Source organism: Pseudomonas sp. AK181 (assembly GCF_051122975.1).
GTDB classification, from domain to species: domain Bacteria; phylum Pseudomonadota; class Gammaproteobacteria; order Pseudomonadales; family Pseudomonadaceae; genus Aquipseudomonas; species Aquipseudomonas lactis.
Genome location: NZ_CP146348.1, coordinates 5688019 through 5714972, shown reverse-complemented (window position 1 = coordinate 5714972; position 26954 = coordinate 5688019). Strand labels below are relative to the sequence as shown.

Here is a 26954-nt window from a genome sequence, read left to right as displayed (position 1 = left end):
AATGCTCATTATTGGCAAAAAGCTCTCGCCGTATGCCCTATTGTCCATATCGGGCCTGCTGGCAGCGTCTGATCAGGCTGTAAAGTGGCTGGTGCAGCAATCAATGGCCTATGGCGAGTATGTTTCGGTGACCCCGTTCTTTAACTGGGTGCACCTATGGAACACCGGTGCCGCATTCAGTCTTTTTGCGAATGGTGGAGGCTGGCAGCGCTACTTTTTTATCGGAATCGCGGTAGTGGTCTCGATTTTTCTGATCAAGCTGATCCTTGAAAATCGTCATAAAGGAGAAGCCATCGCTTACAGTCTTATCCTCGGTGGCGCCATGGGCAACCTGATTGACCGGGTCTTTCGCGGCTATGTTGTGGATTCCTTTGATTTCTATTGGCGAGACTGGCATTGGCCGGCCTTCAACCTGGCTGATATTGCAATTGTCCTCGGTGCCTTACTTTTCGTTTCCAGCAGCTTGTTGGGTAAAAAAGCAAACACCAATGCCGAGTCGGATGGATCTGACTGACACCTACGCCTATACAACACCATGACCGAACTTCCCGACAACATCCTTCACCTGCCGCAATACCAAGTACTGGGCTGCAAATCAACCGACGACGAAATGCACTTCCAGGTGGACGTGCCCGATCCCATCGCCTGCGAGGAATGCGGCGTGCAGGGTGAGTTCGTACGGTTCGGCAAGCGTGACGTTCCCTATCGTGATCTGCCCATCCACGGCAAGCGGGTCACTCTCTGGGTGGTCCGCCGCCGATACACCTGCCGGGCCTGCAAGACAACATTCAGGCCCCAGCTACCGGAGATGGTGGACGGATTCCGTATGACACTGCGGCTGCATGAGTACGTGGAGAAGGAATCCTTCAACCACCCCTACACCTTTGTGGCGGCACAGACCGGCCTGGACGAGAAGACGGTGCGCGACATCTTCAACGCCCGCGCCGAGTTCCTGGGGCGCTGGCACCGCTTCGAGACGCCCCGCATCCTGGGCATTGACGAGCTATACCTGAACAAGCGCTACCGCTGCATTCTGACCAACATTGAGGAGCGAACCCTGCTCGACCTGCTGGCCACCCGCCGCCAGGACGTGGTGACCAACTACCTGATGAAGCTGAAAGACCGGCAGAAGGTCGAGATCGTCAGCATGGACATGTGGAACCCCTACCGGGCAGCGGTCAAGGCTGTGCTGCCCCAGGCCCGTATCGTGGTCGATAAGTTCCATGTGGTGCGCATGGCCAACGATGCCCTAGAGAGAGTGCGCAAGGGCCTCAGAAAGGAGCTGAAACCGTCCCAGAGCCGGACTCTCAAGGGAGACCGGAAAATCCTGCTGAAACGCGCTCACGAAGTCTCAGACCGGGAGCGCCTCATCATGGAGACCTGGACAGGCGCGTTCCCGCAACTGCTGGCCGCCTACGAGCACAAGGAGCGCTTCTACGGCATCTGGGACGCCACCACACGGCTCCAGGCAGAAGCCGCCCTGGACGAGTGGATAGCCACCATCCCGAAGGGCCAAAAGGAAGTCTGGAGCGATCTGGTCAGGGCAGTGGGAAACTGGCGCGAAGAGACCATGACCTACTTCGAGACGGACATGCCCGTCACCAACGCTTACACGGAGTCCATCAACCGACTGGCCAAGGACAAGAACCGTGAAGGGCGCGGTTACTCCTTCGAGGTGATGCGGGCACGAATGCTCTACACCACGAAGCACAAGAAGAAGGCACCGACTGCGAAGGTCTCTCCTTTCTACAAGAAAACCATCGGTTACGGACTGCCGGACTTCGCAGAGGAACTCAACTACGGAGTCGATCTATCAACCATCTGAGGGTGGTATCAGATTGATGGGGTGAAGGTGCCCCATCAACCATTAAATCCGTATACCCAAATATTTCAATAAAGTCGCCGGGGACGAACAGCGCCCTGGCCATGCGGCGTTCCTGTTCGAAGGGCGAGATCAGGCAGACCAGGGTGATGACCCCAGCATCTACCATCAGCCTGCCGACCTCGGCCGTGCGCCGAATGTTTTCCTTGCGGTCGTTATCGGCAAAGCCCAGGTCGGCGGTTAAGCCCTGGCGTAGCCGGTCGCCGTCAAGCAGGCAGGTGTGCAGCCGCTTACCGTGCAGGCCGGCCTGCACGCGGTTGGCAATGCACGACTTGCCGGCCCCCGACATACCGGTGAACCACAAGAGCAATGAGCGATGCCCTTTGAGGGTGGACTGGGCCTGGCGTTCGATCTCAAACGGGTGGGGCACCAGGTCCGGGGTACGCAGGGGATGTGACGGTAGTACCAGTGACGGGGGCATGAAAGACATCTCCATGGGGGCGGATGACAGTCAGAATTCAATTACCGCTCGGTAGCGCACTGTGTTGTTGCGCAGGGCGTCCAAGGCCTGGTTGATCTGCTCTGTCGGGAAAATCTCCACCATCGGCCAGACATGGTGTTCGCTGGCAAATTCCAGCATTTTCAGCATGTCGTGACGCCCGCCGACGTTGGCGGTACTGACGGTCAAGGTCTTGTAGGTCATGGCAGGAATGTCCAGCGTGACCGGGCCGGGCATCCCGGCAAAACACAGGGTGCCATGGGGGCGCAGCAGGGCGATGGCCCGTTCCCAGTCCTGGTCGTTGGAAGCGGTGATTAGCAAGAAGTCCAGGGTATTTTCCTGTGCCTGCAACGTGGCCAAGTCCAGGGTGTAGAAATGGCGCGCACCCAGCTGTAATGCCTGGGCTTTCTTGTTATCGGAGCTCGATAACGCGGTGACCGTGCAGCCGAACTTGGCTGCAAACTGGATGGCCAGGTGGCCGAGCCCACCGATGCCCAACACGCCCACGCGCATGCCTGGCCGGGTGCCCCGTAGCAACGCGGTGAACACCGTCTGCCCGGCGCAGAACAGCGGCGCGGCCACATGAGAGGGCAGGTTGTCGGGGAGCAAGAACACGAAGCGGCTGTCGCAGGTCAGGAAGTCGGCAAACCCGCCTTTTTGCCCGTTACTGCAGGTTGGCAGCACGGCCGCACAGTGTTGCTCTTCACCCTTGAGGCACCACTCGCACGCCAGGCAGGCGCCCTTGTACCAGCCGACGCCGACGCGCTGGTCGGGGCTAAGGTGGGTAACTGCCGACCCGGTGCGCACCACGCGCCCCACAACTTCATGGCCACACACCTGTGGGTATTGGGAAGCTTCACCCCAATCGCCTTCAATCAAATGCAGATCGCTGGTGCAGGCTCCGCAATGGGTCACCTGGATCTCCACTTCGTTGGCCCCGGGATCCGGGCGCAGGTAGGTGAACGGTTCCAGTGGAGAGCCCGGCCCATAGGCGGCCCAGCCGTTAGTAGTGCGTGTCATGGGTTCACTCCTGGGTTAGGTTCAGTGCCGTGAGGTACTGTTGGGTCCATTCAGCGTCGATCACCGGGCACTCCAAATGATCAAGTAGCAGCGGCGGTGGAGGGTTGAAGTAGCTGAAGTCATCAATGATCATCGGCAGGATTAACAGCGTGCGCTGCAACACGGCCTTGCCAGGGGCCTGTTCCTTGAGTCTGGCCTGCCATTGTTCCAGGGGCAGTGGTGCATACTGGGTTGGTCCCAGAAGCGTCTGTATCCAGGCGCATAACTGGGTCCATTTGAGGTTCGCCGCAGGGTTATACAGGTGCTGTACGGGCGGTGAACCCAAGGCCTGGCCGTGGATCGCTGTGTGGGTAAATACCTGCGCGACATAGTCCACGGGGGTCAGGTTCATTGACCAGCTCGCTTCGTCTGGCCAGGCATTGAGGGCCAAGCAGCTGCGAATCAGTAGCCCGACATAGTCCTCCTGGTTTATCGACGCGCCACTGTCGGGATGTGCGGGGGCGCTGATGTCGCCACAGCGCAGAATGTTCAGGGACAGCCCGCGGCTTTCGCAAAACGCAATGGCCAAGTGTTCGGCCACCAGCTTGGCGCGGTTATAGCCGGTCGATGGCACCGGCTCCGGTAGGGTCGAGGCAAACACCACGCCGGCCCCGTTTGCGGCTGCCAGGCCGAGCACCTCGACCACACCGCCGACGTTGGTCTGGGCCAGGCGTTCATAGCGCTTGAGCCAGTTGACGTCGGCGGCGCAATGAATGATGCAGTCCACGTCTTGGCACAGCCGCTGATAGGCCGCGCTCGCTAGGCCGAATTGTGGTTGCGCCAGATCCCCGGCCATGCCCTCGACCCGAGCCGTGCGGGGCGACAATCCCAATTTGGCTACCCGACGTTGAGCCTGGGCCGCATCATCCGCACGGACCAGGCACAAGATCGTCTCCACACCGGCTGTTTGTTGCAGTTCGGCAACCACCCTGCGCCCTAGATACCCAGTCGCTCCGGTGACCATGATTGTGCGTCGGGCCAGGCGTCGCGGCGCCTGCTGCAGGCTCGCCACAGCCGTGGTCAACCGGGCCAAATAACGCTCGGCTTCTGCCGTGACCGAAAAGGCCACTTCCAACAGCGGCGTACCTTGCAGCCGATGGGCCAGCAGCCTGCTGATCCCTGCCACCGTCGAGTCGCGGGTGATATCGGCAATCGTAAGGTTCGTCTCGAATGCGCGATTGATGCGCGTCATCAAATCCAGCAGCAACAAGCTGCCGCCAATATCGATAAAGTCGCTATCGGGCCCCAGGGTGACCCCTTGCAGGTTCATGCAGCGCGCCCACAGCCTTGCCACTCGTACTTGCAGCGGCGTCAGCGGCGGTAGGTCATCCGACAGCGGTGCTAAAGGCTGCAGCAACAGGGCTTGGGCACCCAGACGCTTCTGGCTCGCTCCCGCCGGAATCGACGCGGCAAGAAAGTACCCCAGTGGCACGCTGAATGCGGGCAGGTGCTGGCCTGCCCACTGGCGCAGGGCGCCAGCAGCTGGAGGGTTGTCGGGGTCTCGGGCGCTGATAAAGGCCACCAGTTGCATATCCTGGCCCTCGCCACGGGTAGTGACCAGCGCGCTGCGTACCTCGGAGTGAGTCATCAATACCCGCTCGACGTCTGCGCTGAAGATCTTGAAACCGCGCACCTTCAAATGGGTCGTCGCACGCCCTATCAGATAAACCTCTCCGGTCTCGCTCAGCCGCACCATATCGCCGGTGCGCAGCAGCCGGTGTGCCAGCGTCGGGCAGTCGGTGGCCATTGGATTTTCCACGAAGGCACTGCGGTTTGCCGCGTCGTCATTGAGGTAGCCCATGCTGAGGCCTGGGGTATGGACGTACAGTTCACCGTGGCCACCCAGCGGCGTGCAATCGAGGGCCGGGTCTAGCACGTAGGCCTGGGTTCCGGCGGTAAATTGCAGATGTCCGTCCGGGGCGGATAACGCGACATCTCCGGCTTCATTCGAGCCATACAGGTCGATCACCCGGCAATGCGGCAGGCAGCGCACGAGATTCTGGCGCGTGGTCGCTGGCAGTTGTTCGCCGCTCAGCCACAGGCAATGCACTGCGGCAAAGGCTTGTTTGAACGCCGGCTCATCCTGCATCAGGCCTGCCGCCAGGCTGGGGGTGATCATCAATTGGCTGAGCTGGCCCCACTGGACGAATGCCCGTAGAGCCTGAGGATCCAACACCATGGCATCCGGAATCAGGCAGGCGGTGGCACCGCTGAAAATAGGGTAGTAGACATATCCAGCCATCCAAGCATTGAGGCCCACTCGGTCGCCCGGGCGGATGTGCTGTTGCCAAAGCGCCAGGGAATCAAGGCGACCGTGTTCGGCGATGGTGACAATCTTCGCCGTGCCGGTAGTGCCGGAGGTAAGCAGGCCGTAAGCTAGGTCATTGACGACAGCTGCACGTCGGGTTACGGCAGCGGGCGCGGGGTCCAGTTCGTCGAACACCAGGGTGCGATAACCGGGCGGCAAGTCGTTGAGACTGGTGGTGTCACCTACCACCACCACCGGCTGGAGGTTGGTCAGGGCCTTGGCGGTAGCCTCCAGGCCATACCAGTGAGGAATATCGAGGTAGGGCCAGCCCAGCAGGCTGCAGGCGGTCATGGTGATCAGGCTTGGAAGGTCCTTGTCCAGGCGGATAGCCACCCAGCCGCTATGGGTGCAAACTTTCGACAGGCGTTCGGCCAGCGTGGTGGCATGGGCATGCAGTTGCCTGGCATTCAGTTGCCTATGCGGTGTCATCGCGACCAACCTCTCAGGGGCTTGGTCCAGTAAGCGAAAGAAGTGTTGCTGCCATGATAGGCCCGGCGCGCTGGCAGTGCTGGCGTGGCGGTTGCTGGCGATTTGATGCGTGCGGCTACGTAGGCTCGCATTTAGCGCAAGGGTTGCCAGTTGCGCACTGATTCGCGGGGCCTGAGCGCCAGGGTTGGACGGATCGATGGCTATCAGGGGCAAGTCAAGGGCCCTGGCCGATGGCGTGTCAGGTGCCATCAGGCACAGGAACCGCTGACGCGCCTGCGCGGGAGAGCAATAGGCTATATTTTCGTCGGTCGTCAGCAGCACCAGAGGCCCGTCCTGCAACATGGCCAGTTCACGCATGGTTTCCTCGTTCAGCATCTGGCCGCTGCTGTCCAACAGCCAAAGGGCATAGTCTTCGGGGAGATGGGCCGCCAGTTGCAGGGCGCTACTGCGATGCTCGTCGGATGGGGCCAGTAACAGGACTTGGAGTCGCGTCGTGATCGGTTCATGCAGGCACTTAAGGTGATCCGCTGCATCAGCCAGCCGTTGCCAGGTGGCGGATAGCTGGAAAAACCGATAAATCACCTGCTTGTTCCGCGCCGTTTGTTCCACTATCTCAGGGAATTCCATGGCCGAGTGTGTCACCGGGGCGAACCCGGATGAGCGCTCGGCCTCATCATGCCAACCCTTGAAAAACTGCCATTGCGCAATCTGTTCCGGCTCCCATGACAACAGTCGTGGGGAATAGTCGATACCGGCAAAATCGCAGAAACGCATCAGGGTGCCTTGGGTCTCCCCCATCAAGTCGGCGTCACTGTCCAGGTACAGCACTTGGTCGCTGGGGCAATGCTCCAGTACTAGATTATGAATGCTCGCCAGCTCATCGAAACCCGACTCGGCGGCATCGAAATAAGTGGTACCGCCGCCCTGGCTGACGCGATAAAGCGATTGCATGACATCCAGTGGCTGGCGTACCAGGAAGACATGCTTGAAACCCGTCAACCAGGCGCCATCAATGGCCTGGAAGTCAAAAAAATAGGCGATCTCTTTAGCAAATTGCAGTCGCAGGGGCAAAGCGGGGCGTTGGCACAGCAGGTCCATCGCTTGGCTGTAGCGGGTGATGCCCACGGGGCCTTGTTCGGCCTGCCGGGTGCGCTCGATCAGCGCATGCTTGGCGGGAAAGTGCTGCAACAGGAAGGGTTCCGACAGCTGCTCATGCAGCACCCTCACGTCTGGATGTTGCATCACGGCCCGCTCGAAGGCGGTCGAGCGGCTCCGGGAGACGGCCCAGAGAATTACGTTGGGCAGATGAGATGACGTCAGCATAAACAGCTCCTGGGCAGGGCCTGTACACGTGAGGTGTCTAGCGCTCGCCTGCGGGTTTTTTCAGCACAATGAAACCCGACAGCAGAATAAGGACCAGGCCGGTAGCGGTTCGGCCGTTCAGCATTTCGTTGAACAACAGGGCGCCCCAGGCGATGGCAAAAATCAGGTAGGTGTAGTCAAACGCACCAATGACCGAGGTCTCACCAACTTGGTAGGCTTTGGCGAGCCCGATGCTGACGACTACCATCAGGACCGCCAATACGATCATGATCCACCAGTCGCCCTGGCCCATGGCCGACCAGCCTCCAATCAGGAATCGTAAACCGTCATCCACCGGAAAATGCGGGCCGGTCTGCAGCACCACCAAGCTGCCCACCACCCCAATGATCAGCAACGCGACATTCATGGCCAACGCCAAGAGTACGGGGTCCTCATCGGCACATTTGCCCTTGGTCACCACCACGGCAAGGGCGTATAAAATAGCGGCGAGTACAGGCAGTAGCGCATAGGTATTGAAGTCTTCGGTGCTCGGCGCCAGGGTAATCACGACCCCGACAAAACCCAGGCAGATCGCCAGCCATTTGCGTGTGGTCACGTTCTCCTTCAAGGAGAGGGCCGAGAACAAAGCGATGAACAGAGGTGTGGTATAGATAGCCAAGGCGGCGACGGTCAGGCTGATGAAGGGCAGTGCGCCGTAAAAGGCGATCCACATCAACGACAGCAGCAGGCTTCTTATCACCACCCACAGGGGAGACAGCGGCCACAAATTCGTGGCGCCGCGCAGGTGAACCACCAGCGCCATCAGAATGCCCGAGGCCAGCACAGAACGGATTACATACAGTTGCCACATTGAAGTCTCGGCACTGGTTGCCTTTATGATGGCGTCTGACACCGAGAGCAAAAATACCGAACCTACAACGATAAGAATGCTTTGTCGGTTATCAGTGGCGGTTATCGTAGTGCTTCCAGACATGAGTTTTCCTTGATTAACGGCTTTAAGGATTCTGAGTGCGCACTGGCTGTATTTAAAGTGACTTATGGTTACGCAGAAGGACTGAAAATTATGGATAATTTCAAACGCTCACTGCCCCCACTGTCCAGCCTTGTGCCTTTTGAAGCGGCGGCGCGACTTGAGAGCTTTTCCAAAGCCTCTGAAGAGTTGAACTTGACCCAGGCCGCAATTAGCAAACAGGTGCGTTCTCTCGAAGAATTCCTGGGTGTTGCGTTATTTACCCGCAGAAATCGGGCGGTATTCCTGACGGCGGCGGGTGTCGAATTTCGCGATGCCGTTCGGACGGCATTCCTGGGTATTGCGTCGCAAGCCGAAGATCTGAAAAAAGGCCGGGAAAGCAGCGAAGTAGTCCTAGTGGCACAGTTGTGCGAAGCTTTCTATTGGCTGACGCCCAATATTCCCGCGCTGCATAGGAAGTACCCGGATCTGGAGGTGCGCCTTAACGCATCGACCCAGCCCATCACCGCAACCGCTGAAAAATTTGATATCGCCATCCAGACCTCAGGCCGGGCTTCTGGCGATCACACGCGGCTGTTTACCTTGAGCGATGACATCTATCCGGTATGTAGCCCACGCTACCTCGCTTCTTTTGGCAGCACGCCGCTGGTCTTGGCGGACTTGGCCAACCTGCCGCTGCTGCACCACGTTGCAGTACCGCAAGACTGGAGCACCTGGAACGATTGGTTGCTGGAATTCGGCATCAAGGCGGGTGGCTCCAAGGACAAATTCTTCGACAGCTATCCAGTGATGATGCAGGCTTGTGTCGAGGGGTTCGGTTTTGCATTGGGGTGGCGTCGGACCACCGAAAAAATGCTCGCCAGCGGCGACCTGGTACGGCCCTTTGCCGAATCCACCCATCTGCCGGAAGCTCTGAGCGTCTACAAATGGCGAGACGCCAACCTGCGTCCGGCAGCCCGGCAGTTGCTGGATTGGTTGAAGTCATCCTTTGGTGACTGAGGCGCAATGCCTGCGTTCGGTCCTTCGCTGATAAGGCAGGGCAGATTAACAGCGAAAGCTAGAGCGCAGGACCGTTCGCTGAGGAGCTCGCTTGCGATAGCGGCAGTTGGAACACCGCAGGGTGTCAGATATTCAACGTCATCATTAACGACCACCTCAGGCAAGCCAGCTCCGACAAGGAGACGCGCACGGCTCAACGGCCAGATTACTATTAGGTGGCGACGGTAGCACTGCCGGTACTTATGGCATCTGATACACCACTATCGCAGCCTCGCTCTCGACATAAACCCCAAGGGGGCGTTTTCAAAGACCCTAAGAGGGTGTCAGCAGGCCAAGGGCCGCCAGGGTTTTTTTCTGGATGTCATGCACGGCATGTTCGCTATTAGCACCCAGGCCCGGGTCAACGACAAAACGTCCCTGCTGGTAGCCATCACTGCTCAAGCCCCGCTGGACGCTAGCGCACAGGGGCACATCTTCTTCGCGAATAACCGCTACAAAATCGATGACTTCCTGCTCTTCCCGAGTGGGTGTGGCGGCATCGCAAAACCATTCGACCACTTGCAAGGTGTGATCCACTGCGATGGGGATGTGGTGCAGGACATTCATATAGCCCCCTGGGTACACCTCCAGGCAAAAGTTTGGCCATAAGTACCATGCACCAAACTGACGGGACTGTGGTGAGGTTTCCTTCATCGTATACCCTTGATTTGTTCCACTGTCGTGGCTGACATGGGCGTGGTAATGCTCATGGATCGCCAAGTGGTAGCTCTTGAGATCAAGGGTGGCCATGGACAATGTCGGATGGCACATCGGGCAGTGATAACACTCCGAATAGTTTTCCACCGAAACTTTCCAGTTGGACTGCACGCTGTAGTTCTTGGAATACGCATGGGACAATTTTTCCGGCGCCGGAGCAAAGGATCTTATGGAGTCTTCCAGGCCGGGAAGCAGGGCTTGCATGGATGCGCATTTGCTGTCGAAATTGATAAAAATAAACCCGCAAAATACCTCAAGCCGGATGGGCACGAGTTGCACCTGCTCAGTACAGAAGTCCTTGAGATGCTCGGACTTTCGCGCGCTGACCAACTGGCCCTGGGTGTTATAGGTCCAGGCATGGTAAGGGCAGGTCAACAGCCCGGGCACATGGCCACTCCCCTCCACGAGCCGGTGTGCACGATGCTGGCAAACATTGTGGAATGCCTTGAAGTCGCCGTCCTTGTCTTTGACCACCAGGGCACTCTGGCGACCCAGGTCCCGGACGTAATAGTCACCGGCCTGGGCCAAGGCTGAAACGTGGCAAACGTACTGCCAGGTCTTGCAGAAAATCAGCTCCATTTCCTGTTCGAAGAGCCGGCTATCCACATAGTGTTCGCTGGGTAAGGTGAAGGATGCAAAGGGATCCGCGTCGAAGCCGCGAGCCAGATGCAAGGATGATGGGGCGCTGGACATGGAGCCTCCATGGATCAACGTGGTGGAAAGGGCCGCGGCGCTCAACTGTACTGCGCGACCGGTGATTCGAAATGCCGGGGGGCGAGTTCGAGCCCCAGCCCCGGGCTGTCCAGTACATACGCGCGGCCCTGGCGAATATCGAACCCACCCGTGGCCAATTGCACATCGTGGTGCCGGCAGCAGTTCCAGCTCGCGCGATGAAAACGCGCTGGCGTCGCGGTGGCCAGATGCATGACGGCGCTGTCCGAAATCAAGGTGCCGCCGACGTCCTCAATGTTCATCTGGATTCCGTGATGGATGCAGAAGTCGCGCAGTTGCCGGGCCTTGGTCAAGCCACCGACCCGACCGATTTTCAGCCCGATGACCTGAGTGATGTTATGGCGTTGGGCATACGCCAGGTCTGCCAGGGTCACAATAGACTCATCAAGGATAATCGGATTACGAGTCAGCTCGCGCACGGCGCGGCACTGATCCATGGACTCACAGGGCTGTTCGAAACACACCGTAGGATCCTGCACGCTGTTCATCACCGCGACGGCATCGGCCACCGTCCAGGCACGATTGACGTCGAACGTAATCACCTCGCCCGGCAAACGCTGCGCAATCAGGTAGTTGATCCGCGTTACATCCTCTTCGACACCGGTGCCGACCTTGCAAGAATGGGTGCGGTAACCCTGCTGTCGGGCGGCCGCCAGGTGTGTGGCCATAAGGTCGGGGTTGTCTGTGGGAATGCTGCTCTGCAAGGCAATCGAGTCCTGGAACTTACCCCCCAGCAGGGCATACAACGGGAGGTTGCAGTGCTTGCCGAGAATGTCCCAGCACGCCAGGTCAATTGCCGCTTTCACATACGGGTGCCCGGGCAGCATCACGTCCATCCGCTCGTTGATCTGGTCCAGGTGCAACGGGTTTTCCCCCATCAGATGGGGCGCCAGTTCATCGATCCCCGCCCGTACGCCTCTGGCATAGGCCGGCAGGTAGGTGGCGCCCCATGGGCAGCTTTCACCCACCCCCAGCAAACCGCTGTCGGTACCTATCACGACCACGGTGGAATCCAGCGCGGCATAGTGCAGGCGACCGCCGCTGAGGCTGTATTTTTCCTTGAGCGGGACGTCGAACTGGTAGACCTTGATGGACGTTATTTTCATGGCACAAGTACCCCCTCGGCCTCGGAAAGACCCGCCATGCGGGGCGAGATGGCAACATCCAGGATCGATTGTTGGAAAATCCGGTTGATAACGCTCAGCTTTAGCTCATGGCGTTTTTGATCGACTACCGCGATGCTGTCGAAGCACGGCTCGTAGCTGTCCATGTGTTCGGCCACCCAACTAGGGCCGCAGCTCCAGTTGACGACCTGGGTGACCAGCGAGGGCGACAGGCCCATGGCGCCGCCAATTTCAGCGGCCTCCCCGAGGATGACCCGGTTGATACAGGCGAGGAATTCCACCAGATGCGTCGCCAGCTTGATCTTTTGGTTGTCGGTAAACCGGATGCCGGAGTGGAACGTTCCCGGCAGTGTGGGGGTGATCCGGCCGAAGGCATCCTCGGTAAAAGCGCCGCTGTGTCGGTAGTTACGATTGGCGCCGTAGGGCGAGGGTGCCTGGAAGTCGGCCAGCGCAAGCGCAATGCTGTTTTCCTGTTCGCTCAAGGCTGCGACCTTGACGTGATTGTCCTGAGTGTCGAACCGCGCTCCGGCCTGTCGATAACGATCAGCGATGATCCGCCCCAAGGGCATCGCCACCCCCAACTCATCGGCCAGCGCCTCGGTGAGGCTCATGTCCTTGACCGTGATCTCCAGGGTGCACGAATGGTCGTAGCTGGCGTCGAGCATAAACGGGGTCAACTGATTGCTGACAAAGCAGTTACCGCGGGAGGTTTTTACGAAATCCCAGAACCAGTGCAGCGGGATCTCATTGGCCCGGGCCAGCACCAGCAACTCGGCCCACACGGCGGTGGCGGCGTAAAACAGCAGGTTGGTCAGTAACTTGACGGACTGCCCGGTGCCGATCTCACCTACATAAAATGCCTTGCGGCCCATGGTCTCCAGCACGCTGTGACTTGATTGATAACCGATTTTGTCGCCACCGATGTAGAAACACACATTGGCGAAATCCACCCCCATATGCGACAGATTGCTGACCGGGGCTTCAAGGCTATGGATGTGTTTTTGTCGGGCCAGTCCGGCGATATGCCGGGTGTTGTGGTAATCGGTGGTGGAGGTATCGATCCATACCGAATTTTCCGCCATCCCGGCCAGCGCACCCTCCGGCCCGGTCATGTTTTCCAGCACATGATGGGGTAGGGGCAGGCAGGTCACGACAACCCCACAACCGCTGGCACACAGCGCGGGGGTGGCCTTCCAGCGAGCACCTGCAGCGATCACGGAGCTCGCACGTGTCGGGTCGATGTCATACACCTGAACCTCGTATCCGGCGAGCAGCAGACGCTCCACCAGTGGCCGGCCCATATTTCCAACGCCGATGAAGGCGATTTTGTTTGGCTCTGCGGTGTGCATATCGCTTCTCCTGTGGGCCGCTTCAAGCGAACTCGCGCGCCCTGCCGGCGCCCTGGCCGGATACCCAGATGGAATTGAAGTTATCGAGCATGACCTGCCGGCAGGCGACCGTTTGATCACTGCCTAGCGGGGTAAACACGGCATCAATGTCCGGGTACACAAAAAACGGCAGTGACACCCTGGCGCTGCTTGCACGGTGGATCACCTGGTGCGGCGTACTGGTAAACAGGCCGTTGCTCCACTTCATCAACATATCGCCGAGATTCACCACCACTTCGTTGGCGCGGCAAGGAACGTCGATCCAGCGGCCTTGTGAAAAGGCACTGAGGGCGCAGGCATCTCGCGGGTCCTGGAACAGCAAGGTGAACATGCCGTTGTCGGTGTGCTTGCCCGCGCCACTGCCCGAGGGTGGGTAATACAGCGCGCGCTGGATCAGCACCGGGTTGGAAAAAAACGCCTGGAAAAAATCACGGTCCAGCCCGAGGGATAGGGCCAAGCCGCGCAGTAGTGCGGGCACTACCCGGTCCAGTACTTCTTGTTGCAGAGCGAGCATGGACTTGGCAAAGCCGGGGGCCTGACCCTCGCTGGGCAACAGGTTCGGCCCGGTAAACGGCAAGTCGCAGGCCGGCGCTTCCCGGCCCATGTCGAAATGCTGCTTTCGATCCGGGCCGGTGGGGGGATGCAAGGTCTCGCCAAACGTATCGACATATCCACGGCACGTCTTGGGGATGACCACTTGCCGGTCCTGGCAGAACTGGTTCTTGGTGGACAGTGGCAGCGCGAAGAATTGGCGGGCGGTGTCCAAGGCATCCGCTATCAACGAGGGCTGTATGCCATGATCGGCCAGGTAGAAGAATCCATCATTGACGCAACATTTGCGCAAACAGCTGATTTCATAATCTGCTTGGGTCGATTCAAGACGCTCAAGGGAAATACTATTGAGCACATCCATGTTCGACTCCTGATTATTTGTTGACGGCAAACGCCAAGTAGTGGGCTTGCACGTCGTTCAAGTAAGCGGCGTTCATAAACGAAGGCAATACAGAAAGTTGTCTGGAGGCCGTTAGTTTATGCAGTAGGGAGTCAAAGTGTTCTGCTGTATAAAAAGTACAGCGCGTACTCAGTAGGATCAGTCCGCTATTTTTTGTGATTCGCATAAGCTCATGGATGGCCTCTGTGGGTAGATGGCCCTCGATAAATGCACCGCAGCAAAAGGTTGCGTCATACTGGTTGTCAGCGATCATTGGATTATGTTCAGTAAGATCCACCCCACCATACAATGTTGCATAGGCCCGGGTTTCGCGCGCCAAGTTAGTCATGGCCGGCGATAAATCACAACCATCGACAGGCGAAAATCCCCGCAGCATCAGTTCTTTACCGACCAGACCGGTTCCGCAGCAAGCATCCATGATTCGCATGGGGCGGCGCGCTTCAGAGGCCGGGAGCAACGAGTCGAAGAGGTCACCGAGCATGCGGGGGCCGCAGTAGTTTTCTTCAGATACATCGTTGTCATAATCGACTGACCAGGTTTCGTAATAATTCCTCAACCGCGAATAGTCACGATCAAAGTTAAGCGCCTGGTTAACGGAAGTTGGCGGTAAAGGTCGGCCACCTTTGATAGCGTAGTTTTCGCTGGCCATTCTGTATTCTCCGAAAAAATTAATCTTCAGGTTGAATTGAACAGTGGTTGCTGCTTGGAGGGCTATTCTTATTCGTCAACTATGGCGCTGTAAATAGCAGGTAGACGACTTATCCTACAGATTATTCCTTATAGTTAACTGTTCGTTATACATTGCATTTATTTTCCGCTGATCATCAAGAAGCAATGAGCCTGCCTTGACAGAAAACTCCTCAGTACCTTGACGCCTTACCTTCAGCCATCATCACGCTAATGCAGGCAGGGCACCACGCCCATGCTATTGCTTAATTTATTCGGCGATCATGGCGCCACACGGGTGGCGAGCCTGGTAGCCAAGGCACAAGGGCTGGGTGGACAAAATTCTGCTGAATGGCAAAGCCTTTGCCTTTACCGCCGAAGACCTTTGGACAGCAAGATGCGGGCATCCTTTACCACTATGTCCCCGGTCTATACATACCTGTAAAGCGGGCAGAGCGAAGCTGGTCTATGACGTCGTTGACGATGAACGCTATGGATAAGCTTGTGGTCACCTTACGTTCATCAAGGCACGACGATTCCATTTTCCCTAGCGAACCGCTGGACTCTGGTTCGTCCTAACCTTTAGGCAGCACGCACCATCGTGTCGTGGAGCAGAAGCCAGATCAATCTTCCAAGGTAATCTGAAACGGTAATTTATCCTATTGATTATTATCGTTAATATTAGTTGTGTATTTTGATTGAGATACCAAATGGAATACCTCACGAGATAGCACTCCATTGGCCCCGCCTGTATTAGATCTGAAAATCTTGCTTCCCATCCACGATAAGTACTGACTTTCCTTACAGGTTGATCCAGCAGAATCATTTCGGTACCTGCAAGGGGCAGCGGGCGTTAGATGATGCCTATAACAGGCGTAGGCGCATAATCGCATCGGTGACGGCTCGTGCATTTTTGTCCAGCGTTTCCATGGCCCCCATTGCGTTAGCGGCGACACTTTCCACTCCATTCTCTGAAATCCATTTGGTCACTTCTTCAAGGGCCGCTGCTAGGGCGTGCTGGTTGTGCAGGAGCAGCGTGAGAGCATCCGCTGTGGCTATGTTGGCTTCAGAGTTATCTGGCATGGGGATCGTCCTTGAGTCACTGGTGTGGGAAGACTAGCTGAACACGCCGCTGGCTGGCGGCCACTTCTCTAGATCCGCTGACACCTGGGTAGTTGCACTGACTTGACGACTCATTTGCAGTCGACCTAACCAGCCATTGTAATGGATTTGACCCAACCCCTCGCAACCATGACCAGCAGTGAACGGCCAGGGGCAGTCACTCAGCGTCAAAAAAAGCCAGAGGCGATCCAGTATGATGCGCCAGGTGTTATGGAATGACATCGCCTAAGGAGTAGTCATGATAAAACCACCGTTCAAAATTCTTAAATCTCATCTAGTGGATGCGTTTTTCATTACGGCCGAAAAGTTATATCGCGAATTCGAGGAACCTCTAGAGGCAGTGGATAGATTCAGAAGTGGACGAATCTATTTTCTTGTCAAACGACGCAAAGCGCGGTTTTCCAGTGTCTGTCTAAGCAAAAAATGCCAGATCGTGTTTAAGTATGCCTCGCAGGGCATGCTGTCGCGCCCGCACAAGGTCAACATTGCTCAACTGCTGCATGGCGCGCCGGCTATCAATAAAAAATACTTTCCGACCCCGGCCCATTTGCAATCAATGATTCAATATGTCAAGTCCGCGGATGAGTATGAGCGCCTGCTGAAGCGAGAGCCCTTGGTCGCAGCCGTCATGCCGGGAAGCGGGGAGAAGGAGCGCGCGGATCGGGCAATCGCCTACCATTTCCTGACACCTGCGGACCCGACGCCCAAGGATAAAAACAGGCATATCATCTTTGCTCATCAACTGCTGCGTGTTACCGATGACCTTCCGGAAAAATACGAAGTCATGTACATCGGCAAGGCCATGGAGCTGTCTGACCGAATGGACGGGCACAAGCGTGTGCAGCAAGCCCAGGCAGAATGCGAGGACGAAGCGGAAATCTATCTGTACTTCTTCACGCCACGATTCGAGGCGATGGCGTCTCGCGACGGCATGGCCATCAAACAGCCTAACGACTATCTAAACCTGGGGGAAGAAAATCTCGTGCTCGCCGCCGAAGCCGGTTTGATCAATTACTTCTCACCTGAAATGAATGTTCAGAATAAAACGACGGACCTGCGTAAAAGCAAGGCCATGACCCGCGTGAAGAGTTTGAAATACACTCACTTTATTTCGGAGTGTAATTTTGACGAACATGACTATGCGTTCGAAACGACGAAAATCAGGAAGAGTGGCGCGCACGAGAAGATTTACTTGCTCTAACGCAGAGCAGGTACCTCCTACTCACGTGTTCGAGGGTGCCCCCCCATCACAGTGTGCACGACTGTATTGAGTTCAGCGGTTGACCGATTTGCTCTGATAGCCAGACTGGATGAACGGAAAAACAGCTGTGGATTCTGCACATACAGTTGGGTTGTGATTCAATGTTTGTACCGCCCGCGCTCTATTTTGGGCTTTAAAAACCACGCGGTCATGCAGGTATGCAATGCCGTAAATTGCTTCGTTTTCCTGGGCTGAAACGTTCGGCCATGCTTAAGGTGTTGTCACAAGCCAAAATGGCAAGCCCTCCCGGGGCTGCTGGATTCCGAAGGCTAGAGCCAGGAATCTGTCCAAAACCCACAAAATACGGCCTACATCAGCAGTGCGCCAGGAAAACCCGGTGCACGTTGAAGCTGCCATTCAATTTGTCGGCGTGCTGTGGAAATAATATCTGTAAACAATAGGCAGCTGACTCCAGGCTCAAGCTCTCGGGTCGGGAAGCCATCAATCCGCCCTCCTATTACTAGAATTTTTATTGGCTTAGCGCTATACCCGGTAAGCTCATGCCGATACCGAGTTGCTTGCTGGTAATCCGCAAAGCTCAAAGGATGCGAGGGACGCTTAAACTCGATCAGTAAGAACTCCCCCAGCAGGCTTTCATTCAACAGCAAGTCTGGACGGGTCGTGCCTAGCGCTCCGGAGTACTTCTGTTTCAGCAGCTCCTCAATCTGCCGTTTCAAAGTGATATTGGAACTAAAGATCGTGAATGCAGCACCCAAAATCCAAAGATTTACTTCTATAGCTTTGTGTACCGTTGACTCAAGGCAGCCTTCATTTCGGACTAGGCGCTCCAAGTCATCCAAGAACTGCAGTCTGGCTTTAGCTTGGTCGACCAGAACGGCCATGTCGGCAAGGCCAAAGCTCTCCAGCGCATCAGCAAGGTTAACGATATCGCCGCGATTTGCTTCAGCGAGATGCTCGATGATAGAGCGGTATTCGGTACGTTCTACGGCCTCAAGAACGACAAATGCGAGAGCCTGTACCTTGTGGGCAGGTTCGTCGTAATACTTTTTCAAAACCTTCTTGATTGCTCGATCTGCAAACTCGCGCTTGTGCTGGGGCAGTTTTTCCAATCGGCCGGCGACCGCTTTTTGCAAGCGAGCATGCGCCATCCGCATTTCCATACCGTGTGTAGAGCGGAAAGCCTCAACCAAATTTGCCTGCACGAAGGTGACGATCTGTAGGTAAGCCTCGCTGTTTTCGATTACCGAGTCCCAACCGGCAGTTACATAGTCCATCAGCCCGTCAGCTTCGACCTCGCCATACAGCTTTCTCAGCAGACGAGCAGGAATCTCATCACTGTTCTCCAAGCCAAAATAACTAGGCTTACCGACTGCCTTTCCTTCCACCATCAAAGTAATGCCGGGGCGTCTCAGACCACTTTTCTTTTTGCTAATGGCAAAACGAAGAGTTGCATCCCCCGCATCAGGAAACGTACCTTGCACCTCAGTGAATTCGCCTTCAAGATCATCAATGCCCAGCGGTTTACCATTGATGATAATTTTGAAGTCCTTCTGCCGACCGTACTCCATGATCAGTTCTTGGCGTAGTCGATCAGCACTTGGGTAACGTAGCCCTTGACGAAGATGCGTCAGTGTCACGCAGGTTCCATGATCTTCGAAGCTGCATTCGCTCACCTCAAGTGGTAGCGTCAAGTGCTCAATATCGGACGCCGACTCAAGGTCCTCAATACCAAGCGTGAACGAAATCTGTTGGCCACGGGCCATTGTGGTGAGACGCATCACCGAAGCGGACATCAACCCAGCAAATTTTCCGATCCCTTTCTTGCCTTTGATCGGACGCCGTTTTTTTGAGGTACGTCCATTAGTGCGTATTTCGGCCCATCGTGACCGCCCGTTTCGGTACATCGTGACCGCCCATTTCGCTAACGCGTGACCGCTCATTTCGCTAACAACGTGACCGATTTTCCGCCTGTTCCGAAACAGCCGGTCACGCTCTTACCGAAATGACCGGTCACGTTGTTAGCGAAATATCCTCCACTGCGTTGCGCATGACCTGACGCACCGCCACCCTCAGTCCCATTTCGGGGAATCGAAGGATGGCGGCGCAGCGAGTAGCCATGCGTAATATCAAAGAATGCCTGCGCCTCAAGTTCGAGGCCGACCTGTCCCACGAGAAGATCGCCCGCGCCTTGCAACTGTCCAAGGGCGTGGTCAGCAAGTACATCAAGGCGGCGCGCGACACCGGCATCGAGTGGCCCGCGCTGGCTCTACTGGATGAAGCGGCGCTTGGCGCCGCCCTGATGCCGGCCGCCAATGTCGTGCACTCACGCGGCGGCCGCGTGTTGCCCGACGTGATCACCCTGCACCGCGAACTGCGTCGCAAAGGCGTGACGCTACAACTGCTGTGGGAGGAATACACCGCCGCTCATCCCGACCAGCCGACCTACCGCTACACCCAGTTTGTCGAGCATTACCGCTGCTACGCCCGTACCCTCAAACGTTCGATGCGTCAGCAGCACCGCGCGGGTGAAAAGCTGTTCATCGACTATGCCGGGCCAACGTTGCCGGTGATCGACGCCGCCACCGGCGAGATCCGCCAGGCGCACATTTTCGTCGCGGCCCTCGGTGCCTCGAACTACACCTACGCGTGCGCCACGCCGGGCGAAACGCAAGTGGACTGGCTGACGGCGTTGAGCCAGGCCCTCGGCTACTTCGGTGGCGTCCCCGAAATGATCGTCCCGGACAACCCGCGTGCCCTGGTGGCCCGTCCTGACCGTTACGAGCCGGGTCTGAACCGTGCGGCACTGGAGTGCGCCCAGCACTACGGCGCCATCATGCTCCCGGCGCGCCCGCGCAAGCCGCAGGACAAAGCCAAGGCAGAGGTGGCGGTGCAGGTGGTCGAGCGCTGGATCATGGCGCGGTTACGGCATCAGCAGTTCTTCAGCCTGCATGCCCTCAATCAGGCCATTGCCGTCTTGCTGGAGGACTTGAACCGACGCCCGTTCAAAAAGCTCGACGGATGCCGGCGGGACTGGTTCGAGCAGCTCGACCAGCCGGCGCTGAAACCGCTGCCGGCGCATCCTTATGAGGTGGTGACCTTCAAACGCTGCAAGGTCAACATCGACTACCACATCGAGGTGAATGGCGGCTTTTACAGCGTGCCCTCGGCCTTGGCCCGGCAAAGCGTCGACGCCCGAGTGAGCGCCCATACCGTCGAAATCCTGCATGGACACCGGCGAGTCGCCAGCCACCTGCTGCTGCAACGGCGCGGCGCCTACAGCACCCAGAGCGAACACATGCCGGCCTCGCACAAGGCCCATCGTGACTGGACACCCCAGCGCCTGCTCGACTGGGGCGAGCGGATCGGCCCGCACGTCCGGCAGATCGTCGAACATCAACTGACCCACAAACCCCATCCGGAGATGGGCTACCGCTCCTGCTTGGGTCTGCTCTCGCTGGCTCGCCACTATGGCAACGAGCGCCTGGAGGCGGCAGCCAGCCGCGCGGTGCAACTGCGTGCACTCAACAGCCGCACCGTGCGCAACCTGCTCAAGCAAGGGCTCGACCAGCAACCGCTGCCCAAGACCACCGCCGCCGCTCAACCCGCCCGTCACGAGAACGTGCGCGGTGCTGACTATTACACCCAAAAGGAGCTGTTCAATGATGACGCAACACACGCTTAACCAGTTGCACCACCTGCGCCTCAGCGGCATGGCCACTGCGCTGGAAGAGCAATGGACACTGCCGGCCTGCCACAGCTTGAGCTTCGATGATCGGCTCGGTCTGCTGCTTGACCGCGAACTGGCCTGGCGCGACAACAAACGCCTGGAACGGCTGCGCAAACAAGCCAAGCTCAAATACGCCGGTGCCTGCCTGGAAGACCTCGACCGCCGTCCGGGCAGAGGCCTGGACGAACGCCAGCTCGCAACCCTGGCCAGCGGTGACTGGATCCGCCAACAGCACAACCTGTTGCTGACCGGCCCAACCGGCGTCGGCAAAACCTGGCTCGCCTGCGCTCTGGGCAACCAGGCCTGCCGCCAAGGCTACAGCACGCTATACCTGCGCACGCCACGCCTGCTGGAACAACTGCGGATCGCTCATGGCGACGGCAGCTTCGGCCGCACGTTGCAGCAACTGGCGAAGGTCGACGTGCTGATCCTGGACGACTGGGCGCTGGCACCGCTGGAAGAAAACGCCCGGCACGACCTGCTGGAAGTAATCGACGACCGCGCCGGCTTGCGGTCGACGGTACTGACCAGCCAACTGCCGGTTGATCACTGGCACGGCTGGATCAACGACCCGACAGTGGCCGACGCCTTGCTGGATCGGCTGGTGCACAGCGCGTATCGAATCGTGATGAAGGGTGAGTCGCTGCGACGTAAAAAGACGGAAGAAGAAGCGGCATCGTGACCGATGCGGTTAGAATTTAGACCCCGCGCAATCGGGTGGAGAAACCGGTCACGTTGTTAGCGAAATGACCGGTCACGATGAGCGAAATACGCACATTAGTCCGCATCCGTCGATCAGATGCAATTTTCAAATAATGAGACTCAAGCTCCCGGCGAGTCATCCCGTTACCATCGTCGCGTATAACAATAGGGCCATTGGTCAATGGCTCAGGTAGTTCGATAACCACCTCTTCTGCATCCGCATCCCATGCGTTATCAACCAACTCTTTAAGAGCTTTTTCTGTCGTCGAGTAATCTTGGCTGAGCAACGTTGCCAGTCGGGAGTCAACCTGAAAATTTGCTTGCTGCATCTCGCATTCCATCATGGAAGGTTGTCGGCCCCGAGCACATCAACGATTTGCACGAATGGCTGTTTCGGCTCATTCTACACGGGGATGGCCTAATAATGGCTCGCCGCGTAGGGAAAGAAGTCCCTGCAATGTCGCCCCCTCCCGAGCCCCTCCCCCCGCCCGATGCATATCAACGCTGAAAGCGATTGAATTACTACGCTGCCGGCCTTCATGCTTTGCGCTGTAAAGGCGTCTGCGTTGGTTTAGAACTGAATGACCCGTTGATTCAGAAACGAGGAAGGAACCTACCCGAGGCAGGAGCCGTATGCGGTAGTTCCGCATGTACGGATCTGTGCGGGGGGCGGCAGGTAACTGCCGTCCCTACCGCGACCAACAATGTGCACGGACGAGGCGTACTTCAGATGGCAAAAATCAGGCGGGATGCTACTCGGCTGCGTCGTAGTCAAAGGCACATGCGAATAGGGCCTCTGTAGCCGCATAGTTCCCATAGCGACCTTGGGGACGTCCGCTCTCAGAAATCAGGTGTAGATGTTTGCGGGCACGGGAACCTACGACGTAGAGCAGTTTGTTAGCGGAATCCAAGCTTGCTGCCTCAGTGAAATGAGGCACCATCCCCTCAAGAAGGCCGAACGCGATGACCACATCGTACTCGGCACCTTTTACACCGTGGATCGTCGAAACGGTGATACCTGTCCGCTCGCGAAATACCTTCCTGAAGAAAGAGATGTCGTTGATGTACGGGGCTCCGTCCTTTTGGAGCCTGTCGATCCGAGATTGTGAGCTGCGAAAGAACGCATCGCGATGCTCCACCAATGCGGGGAAACTATTCAAGGCTACACCGAGTCGTTCAAGCAGTGCGGTGAAGGCTTGGTCAAGGTAGGCAATCCCATCCATCTCGGAGATTGAAATTGCGTTGCATTCCCTCAACAGGAGCCGCTGCGTCAGACGCGATGTATCAACGCCAAGATCAACCAAGTCGCTGATCACATCTCTTGCCCATCGCATGCGGCGAACAAGCATCTTCGGCGATGACTCAGTCAGGATGATTTTCGAAACTTTGAACCAGAAATTGTCTATATCGTTGCTAAAGGGGACTAAACCAGGGCCGTCAAACTGTTGATCCGGAAGCATCCGTACTAATTGACGCGTCGTCGATGCCAATAAAATCCACCATGGGGCTAGCACGCAGATCTCCTCAGGTGGATACCCTGCAGCGAGGCTTGCCTGGATCAGTCGTACTAGCTCGTCATGCAAATCGGGGAGTGTTACGTGCTGGTTGTACGAAACCTTGCTCGGAAACGACGCATTCGATCCTGCGCTCTCGATTGATGTCGGATAAACGTTGAAATTCAAGAAATGGGAAATGATCCTCTTGCTCGAACGGTAATTTCGGGTAAGTGCCATTTCTCTTATCGGGATGCCAGCTTTAGCACGAAAATCAGCCACCGGAATTGCGTAGCCACCGAGCGAGCCGTAGATAGCTTGGTTCGGATCGCCGACGATGAAGGTCTTCGTTCGCCCTGCTCCGGCACGCAAAATAGCAGTAAGAAGACCATACTGAATTTGCTTCGTGTCCTGATACTCGTCTACCAGAACATATGAGAAGACCGAAGCGAGAATCGATGCAATTTGCTTTTGATCGCGCATTAGTATCTGCGCATACCAAAGGATCAGCTCGAAATCGATCTGACGCGCGTCCGTGAGTTCGCGAAAATACTCGCCAAGAATTTTATGGAGTGTCTCATGCTTCCAAACATCTTTGCAGCCTAGGTGATAGCCCGTTTCGCTGAAGTAGTAATCGCAATCCCAGTGGGTGATCTTTGCGTAGGGCGCGCATAGCCGATCAAGCATGAGTTCGCGGTCGTGCTTGTCTAAAACTCGATAGCCGCGGGAAAGTTCTGGAAGGTAGATGCCATATGGCTTAATGATCCACTCGAGGCAAAATGAGTGAATGGTCCCGATCCACAGCTTTGACGTGTCAACGCCGAGATCTTCTATGCGCTCCTGGATTTCATCTGCAGCGCGGTGCGTATAAGTAATCGCCACGACAATCCGCTTGTCCATGCTCCGCGAAAGCTCATAAGCGATCTTATAGGTCAAAGTCCGAGTTTTTCCGCTACCAGGACATGCGATGAGGAATACGCTCGAAGGTTCTTCCACTGCGGCTGACTGCTCCGCGTTCAATTCACGGGGATCCCAGGCAAACATTAGGCAATGCCCGCCATGAACGAATTAATGGCATCGCCTGGTAACGCAAGGGCGACCGCAGCTTTTAGGAACATCAGATCGATTTCGCCGCGTTGGAAGCGCTCAACCTGCCCCCCGAGGAGTGCTAGTCGTGGTTGCCCTGAGGGATCGGCATGGATTTGGCGGGCAACTCGATAGTGTAGGATTCTGGTGAGCAGCAGAGGGGATATGTGCCCATGTGCGAAGTGAATGGCCTGCAGGATGTAGGGAGGGATCGCTACCTGATGGTCCAGTTCTTCGGCGAGCATGATTGCAAACCAGCCTTTCCCTTCATGCTCAGCCATCAACAGTGCACGAAAACCTACCAGATGAGGCTGACCTGATCGAAGGGCCTCCACCGCTTCATTGATAGTGTGCGGCGCTTTATAGATCTTACTCACTGCTCGAACAAACGCTTCCTCGTTGCCCGCTGACACGAGGTCAACTTCAAAGGTGTGTGGTGCATAGTAGACCGAGATCCAAGGGTTTCCAGCGACAAAGGCATCGAGGCCAACCTTGCGTTCGGCGCCAGCTTTTTGGGAACCTATCGCCTTGCGCTTCTTGCTTGCCAGAAATTCAAGGTCAGTTGGCTGCGGCGTCACATCAAAGAAGGTGGTATCAAGGTCAGTGACTATCGCACAGCGCTTGCGGATTCGGAGGTCGTGAAAAAGGACCGCGACGTTTTTGAACCCCGTGCTGCGTATGTTGATGACGCTAATACCCAACTCATCAACGCTCAGCCCTAGCAGCTTCTTCACCAAGACTGGGATCAGTATCTCCTCCGCATCGCCTTCAACGAGCAGCACGCTTTTAGCGAACAGCAAATTGCTACGAACGGCATCCAGATATCTCTGGATGCTTCTCACCTCTGATGGCTCGAGCCCCGTAGCGGGTTGATAAGCCTCGCAATATGAGCCTTGCCGTCCCAGAATGTTGACGTTACTCACATTGCTCACTTCGGAGATGTGGGCCGAATGCGTCGTGTAGATGATCTGGGCATCGCTGTAGGAAATACGGTCGAACAGAGTTTTCTGGATGTGGGTGTGGATGTGCGCTTCGGGCTCCTCTATTAGCAGAAAATTGGCAATGGCAAGCTTCTCGCGCTGATACTTGAACTCAAGGAGTTTCAGCGTCAGGTAGATAAGGTTCGCTCCGCCCAAGCTCAGCTCATGGATACCACCCTCATACCCGTCATCGGTCTCGCCGACGAAGAGGCGCAGCGACTGAAATAATTTTTCTGCTTCGTCTGGTAGGTCAGATTTGATCGAAAGCGAAGCAGGCGAATAGGTTTCTCCGGCCGCATCCTTGATGGTTTCCCGAATGTGGTTACGAACCGACTGCACGTCTTCGAGGCCTTCGATAGAGGCATTCAGGTTCCTGACCATCTCGGTTATGGGAAGCATCGACACTGGATCGATCTCGCCGCTCTTGCTTTTAAGAAGCGTAAACAACGGGTTCGTTCGGTTGTTGTGAAACTCGGCCACGACATCCCGAAGGGCCTGGATGAAGGTCAGTGACACTTCTTTCGTAACCGAGAGAAATCCGGGGACTTTAGCCCCTATCTCAGGAAATTCAGTCTCGGCACTGAAAATACACGTATCGAAATCGCCCACGATCGATTGGTAGACGGAGGGGTCACTGAAATCGGCACCGCTTCTTCCTGTGAACACAGTTTCGTAGTCGTCAATCGTGATGGCATTACGTATTCTCGTAAGCTCTTCATCATCAAAAACATCGAGAGCAGCCAGCTTGAGCCGGATCTCCTTTTTCGGACGGAAGATGAGGTTATAGGTGGCCTTCGCCAGCGGTCCGCCTTCGAGCGCAGCCGTGCCATGAAGGAATAGCGCCTGCACGGCTTCGTCAGCGCTGATCTCTTCGAACTCAACACTGATGATGATCCAGTGGCCTCGCCATTCGCCGAGCGATCGGCAGAAGTCCGATTCCTCCAGTCGATAGGCGGCACGCACCATGGTGTCATCCAGTAGTAGACGGATTGCGCGTAGGATATTGGACTTACCTGCGCCATTCTCGCCGATGATGGTGTTGACGCCCCGCTGAAACTTCAGCGTTGTATTGCTGAAGTTTCGGTAGTTGACCAAAGTCATTTTGGAAATGTGCATAATTCTCCAGAGCGCCAACACTCATAAACAGCCTTGTTCGTTTGTGAGCGATGGTAGCGTGAGGGGGAATGATTTTCCCACAGAAACCGCTTGCAGGCGCCAGCAGTAGGCGCAGCGATTGCGCTGCTTCGCAATAGCTTTATCACATGATTGCAAGTGTTGGGGCGCAGGCCAAAACGTGCTCCAGCTGACGTCATCGTATTCGTCAGGGTTGACGGACATGAAGATTTCCACCGACTCGCCTAGCCCTTGCAAGTGTTTTTCTATTTCCTAAAGAAATTTGCTCGTCCCACAGGAGAAGCTTAATTAGGGCCTCCTGGATAACATTGGGCGGCCATAAAGCCAGGACGCTGACTACTGCAACTCGCATCTTTATATACGCACTGATGTCATCTGCCGAACACTCAACGCTCTGTTCAGTTCCATGGTCATTCTGGCTAGACACCATATAGGTTCTTTGATTCGGTGATGGAACTTGC

The 26954-nt window shown here is 56.6% G+C and carries 19 protein-coding genes and 1 pseudogene; 6 read left to right on the top strand and 14 right to left on the bottom strand.

The annotated features are described in order from the left end of the window. The first annotated feature begins 1 nt into the window (after position 1). Positions 2 to 514, top strand: coding sequence for a signal peptidase II (gene lspA / locus V8689_RS26185; RefSeq protein WP_003821921.1), 513 nt, complete (start codon positions 2 to 4; stop codon positions 512 to 514). Between the two features lie 21 nt (positions 515 to 535). Then, the gene (locus V8689_RS26180) at positions 536 to 1825 is read left to right on the top strand and encodes an ISL3-like element ISPpu12 family transposase (protein ID WP_004574636.1); all 1290 of its coding nucleotides are present in this window, start codon (positions 536 to 538) and stop codon (positions 1823 to 1825) included. On the opposite strand, the gene V8689_RS26175 is transcribed toward V8689_RS26180, so the two are convergent. Genes V8689_RS26175 through V8689_RS26160 form a run of 4 tightly spaced genes read right to left on the bottom strand, consistent with a single transcriptional unit; the run spans position 1794 to position 8332 of the window. Then, a complete protein-coding gene (locus V8689_RS26175; protein WP_232243903.1) occupies positions 1794 to 2303 on the bottom strand; it encodes an adenylyl-sulfate kinase in 510 nt (169 codons plus the stop codon). The two genes, V8689_RS26180 and V8689_RS26175, sit on opposite strands and share 32 nt — an antisense overlap. Positions 2304 to 2333: 30 nt before the next feature. Beyond that, the gene (locus V8689_RS26170) at positions 2334 to 3341 is read right to left on the bottom strand and encodes an NAD(P)-dependent alcohol dehydrogenase (protein ID WP_032902215.1); all 1008 of its coding nucleotides are present in this window, start codon (positions 3339 to 3341) and stop codon (positions 2334 to 2336) included. Positions 3342 to 3345: 4 nt separating this feature from the next. After that, positions 3346 to 7440, bottom strand: coding sequence for an SDR family oxidoreductase (locus V8689_RS26165; protein ID WP_032902216.1), 4095 nt, complete (start codon positions 7438 to 7440; stop codon positions 3346 to 3348). Positions 7441 to 7477: 37 nt separating this feature from the next. After that, positions 7478 to 8332 (bottom strand): DMT family transporter, encoded by an 855-nt coding sequence (locus V8689_RS26160; RefSeq protein ID WP_236453633.1) that lies wholly within the window; start codon positions 8330 to 8332, stop codon positions 7478 to 7480. Positions 8333 to 8503: 171 nt separating this feature from the next. Between V8689_RS26160 and V8689_RS26155 the strand changes: the two genes are divergently transcribed. Then, on the top strand, positions 8504 to 9409 hold the full coding sequence (locus tag V8689_RS26155) for a LysR substrate-binding domain-containing protein (protein ID WP_032902218.1): 906 nt from the start codon (positions 8504 to 8506) through the stop codon (positions 9407 to 9409). Between the two features lie 312 nt (positions 9410 to 9721). On the opposite strand, the gene V8689_RS26150 is transcribed toward V8689_RS26155, so the two are convergent. The 6 genes from V8689_RS26150 to V8689_RS26125 all read right to left on the bottom strand — a co-directional run bounded on the left by V8689_RS26150 (position 9722) and on the right by V8689_RS26125 (position 16110). Then, on the bottom strand, positions 9722 to 10858 hold the full coding sequence (locus V8689_RS26150) for an aromatic ring-hydroxylating oxygenase subunit alpha (RefSeq protein WP_032902219.1): 1137 nt from the start codon (positions 10856 to 10858) through the stop codon (positions 9722 to 9724). A 41-nt stretch (positions 10859 to 10899) separates the two neighbouring features. Further along, positions 10900 to 12003: a mandelate racemase/muconate lactonizing enzyme family protein gene (locus V8689_RS26145; protein ID WP_032902220.1), complete on the bottom strand. Its 1104-nt coding sequence runs from the start codon at positions 12001 to 12003 to the stop codon at positions 10900 to 10902. Further along, the gene (locus V8689_RS26140) at positions 12000 to 13370 is read right to left on the bottom strand and encodes an NAD(P)-dependent oxidoreductase (protein WP_081036805.1); all 1371 of its coding nucleotides are present in this window, start codon (positions 13368 to 13370) and stop codon (positions 12000 to 12002) included. The genes V8689_RS26145 and V8689_RS26140 overlap by 4 nt, the downstream gene beginning before the upstream one ends. A 22-nt stretch (positions 13371 to 13392) precedes the next feature. After that, positions 13393 to 14322, bottom strand: a complete 930-nt coding sequence (locus V8689_RS26135) for an isopenicillin N synthase family dioxygenase (RefSeq protein WP_032902221.1) — start codon at positions 14320 to 14322, stop codon at positions 13393 to 13395. Between the two features lie 13 nt (positions 14323 to 14335). Beyond that, a complete protein-coding gene (locus tag V8689_RS26130) occupies positions 14336 to 15010 on the bottom strand; it encodes a class I SAM-dependent DNA methyltransferase (protein ID WP_050587213.1) in 675 nt (224 codons plus the stop codon). Between the two features lie 881 nt (positions 15011 to 15891). Continuing rightward, positions 15892 to 16110: a hypothetical protein gene (locus tag V8689_RS26125; RefSeq protein ID WP_032902222.1), complete on the bottom strand. Its 219-nt coding sequence runs from the start codon at positions 16108 to 16110 to the stop codon at positions 15892 to 15894. A 277-nt stretch (positions 16111 to 16387) separates the two neighbouring features. Between V8689_RS26125 and V8689_RS26120 the strand changes: the two genes are divergently transcribed. Then, the gene (locus V8689_RS26120) at positions 16388 to 17350 is read left to right on the top strand and encodes a hypothetical protein (protein ID WP_032902223.1); all 963 of its coding nucleotides are present in this window, start codon (positions 16388 to 16390) and stop codon (positions 17348 to 17350) included. Positions 17351 to 17718: 368 nt separating this feature from the next. On the opposite strand, the gene V8689_RS26115 is transcribed toward V8689_RS26120, so the two are convergent. After that, a complete protein-coding gene (locus tag V8689_RS26115) occupies positions 17719 to 19311 on the bottom strand; it encodes an ATP-binding protein (protein WP_076965241.1) in 1593 nt (530 codons plus the stop codon). A 155-nt stretch (positions 19312 to 19466) separates the two neighbouring features. On the opposite strand from V8689_RS26115, the pseudogene istA reads away from it, so the two are divergent. Continuing rightward, positions 19467 to 21011, top strand: a pseudogene (gene istA, locus V8689_RS26110) (IS21 family transposase); the annotation flags it as partial. A gap of 19 nt (positions 21012 to 21030) precedes the next feature. Next, entirely contained in the window at positions 21031 to 21780 is a 750-nt protein-coding gene (gene istB, locus V8689_RS26105; RefSeq protein WP_056791631.1) for an IS21-like element helper ATPase IstB, read from the top strand. Between the two features lie 16 nt (positions 21781 to 21796). On the opposite strand, the gene V8689_RS26100 is transcribed toward istB, so the two are convergent. The 3 genes from V8689_RS26100 to V8689_RS26090 form a co-directional block, all read right to left on the bottom strand. Continuing rightward, complete coding sequence (locus V8689_RS26100; protein ID WP_056785433.1) at positions 21797 to 22129, bottom strand: ATP-binding protein; 333 nt, start codon at positions 22127 to 22129, stop codon at positions 21797 to 21799. Between the two features lie 423 nt (positions 22130 to 22552). Then, entirely contained in the window at positions 22553 to 24337 is a 1785-nt protein-coding gene (locus V8689_RS26095; protein ID WP_032902225.1) for a UvrD-helicase domain-containing protein, read from the bottom strand. Then, on the bottom strand, positions 24337 to 26475 hold the full coding sequence (locus tag V8689_RS26090) for an ATP-dependent nuclease (protein WP_032902226.1): 2139 nt from the start codon (positions 26473 to 26475) through the stop codon (positions 24337 to 24339). Before V8689_RS26090 ends, V8689_RS26095 begins: the two co-directional genes overlap by 1 nt. Positions 26476 to 26954 lie beyond the last annotated feature (479 nt).

Coding starts and splice junctions, on each gene's coding strand:
- V8689_RS26120 (WP_032902223.1), top strand. CDS start 16,388: ATGATAAAACCACCGTTCAAAATTCTTAAATCTCATCTAGTGGATGCG.
- V8689_RS26125 (WP_032902222.1), bottom strand. CDS start 16,110: ATGCCAGATAACTCTGAAGCCAACATAGCCACAGCGGATGCTCTCACG.
- V8689_RS26155 (WP_032902218.1), top strand. CDS start 8,504: ATGGATAATTTCAAACGCTCACTGCCCCCACTGTCCAGCCTTGTGCCT.
- V8689_RS26165 (WP_032902216.1), bottom strand. CDS start 7,440: ATGCTGACGTCATCTCATCTGCCCAACGTAATTCTCTGGGCCGTCTCC.
- V8689_RS26100 (WP_056785433.1), bottom strand. CDS start 22,129: ATGCAGCAAGCAAATTTTCAGGTTGACTCCCGACTGGCAACGTTGCTC.
- V8689_RS26135 (WP_032902221.1), bottom strand. CDS start 14,322: ATGGATGTGCTCAATAGTATTTCCCTTGAGCGTCTTGAATCGACCCAA.
- V8689_RS26095 (WP_032902225.1), bottom strand. CDS start 24,337: ATGTTTGCCTGGGATCCCCGTGAATTGAACGCGGAGCAGTCAGCCGCA.
- V8689_RS26090 (WP_032902226.1), bottom strand. CDS start 26,475: ATGCACATTTCCAAAATGACTTTGGTCAACTACCGAAACTTCAGCAAT.
- istB (WP_056791631.1), top strand. CDS start 21,031: ATGATGACGCAACACACGCTTAACCAGTTGCACCACCTGCGCCTCAGC.
- V8689_RS26140 (WP_081036805.1), bottom strand. CDS start 13,370: ATGCACACCGCAGAGCCAAACAAAATCGCCTTCATCGGCGTTGGAAAT.
- lspA (WP_003821921.1), top strand. CDS start 2: ATGCTCATTATTGGCAAAAAGCTCTCGCCGTATGCCCTATTGTCCATA.
- V8689_RS26175 (WP_232243903.1), bottom strand. CDS start 2,303: ATGCCCCCGTCACTGGTACTACCGTCACATCCCCTGCGTACCCCGGAC.
- V8689_RS26150 (WP_032902219.1), bottom strand. CDS start 10,858: ATGTCCAGCGCCCCATCATCCTTGCATCTGGCTCGCGGCTTCGACGCG.
- V8689_RS26180 (WP_004574636.1), top strand. CDS start 536: ATGACCGAACTTCCCGACAACATCCTTCACCTGCCGCAATACCAAGTA.
- V8689_RS26145 (WP_032902220.1), bottom strand. CDS start 12,003: ATGAAAATAACGTCCATCAAGGTCTACCAGTTCGACGTCCCGCTCAAG.
- V8689_RS26130 (WP_050587213.1), bottom strand. CDS start 15,010: ATGGCCAGCGAAAACTACGCTATCAAAGGTGGCCGACCTTTACCGCCA.
- V8689_RS26170 (WP_032902215.1), bottom strand. CDS start 3,341: ATGACACGCACTACTAACGGCTGGGCCGCCTATGGGCCGGGCTCTCCA.
- V8689_RS26115 (WP_076965241.1), bottom strand. CDS start 19,311: ATGAGCGGTCACGCGTTAGCGAAATGGGCGGTCACGATGTACCGAAAC.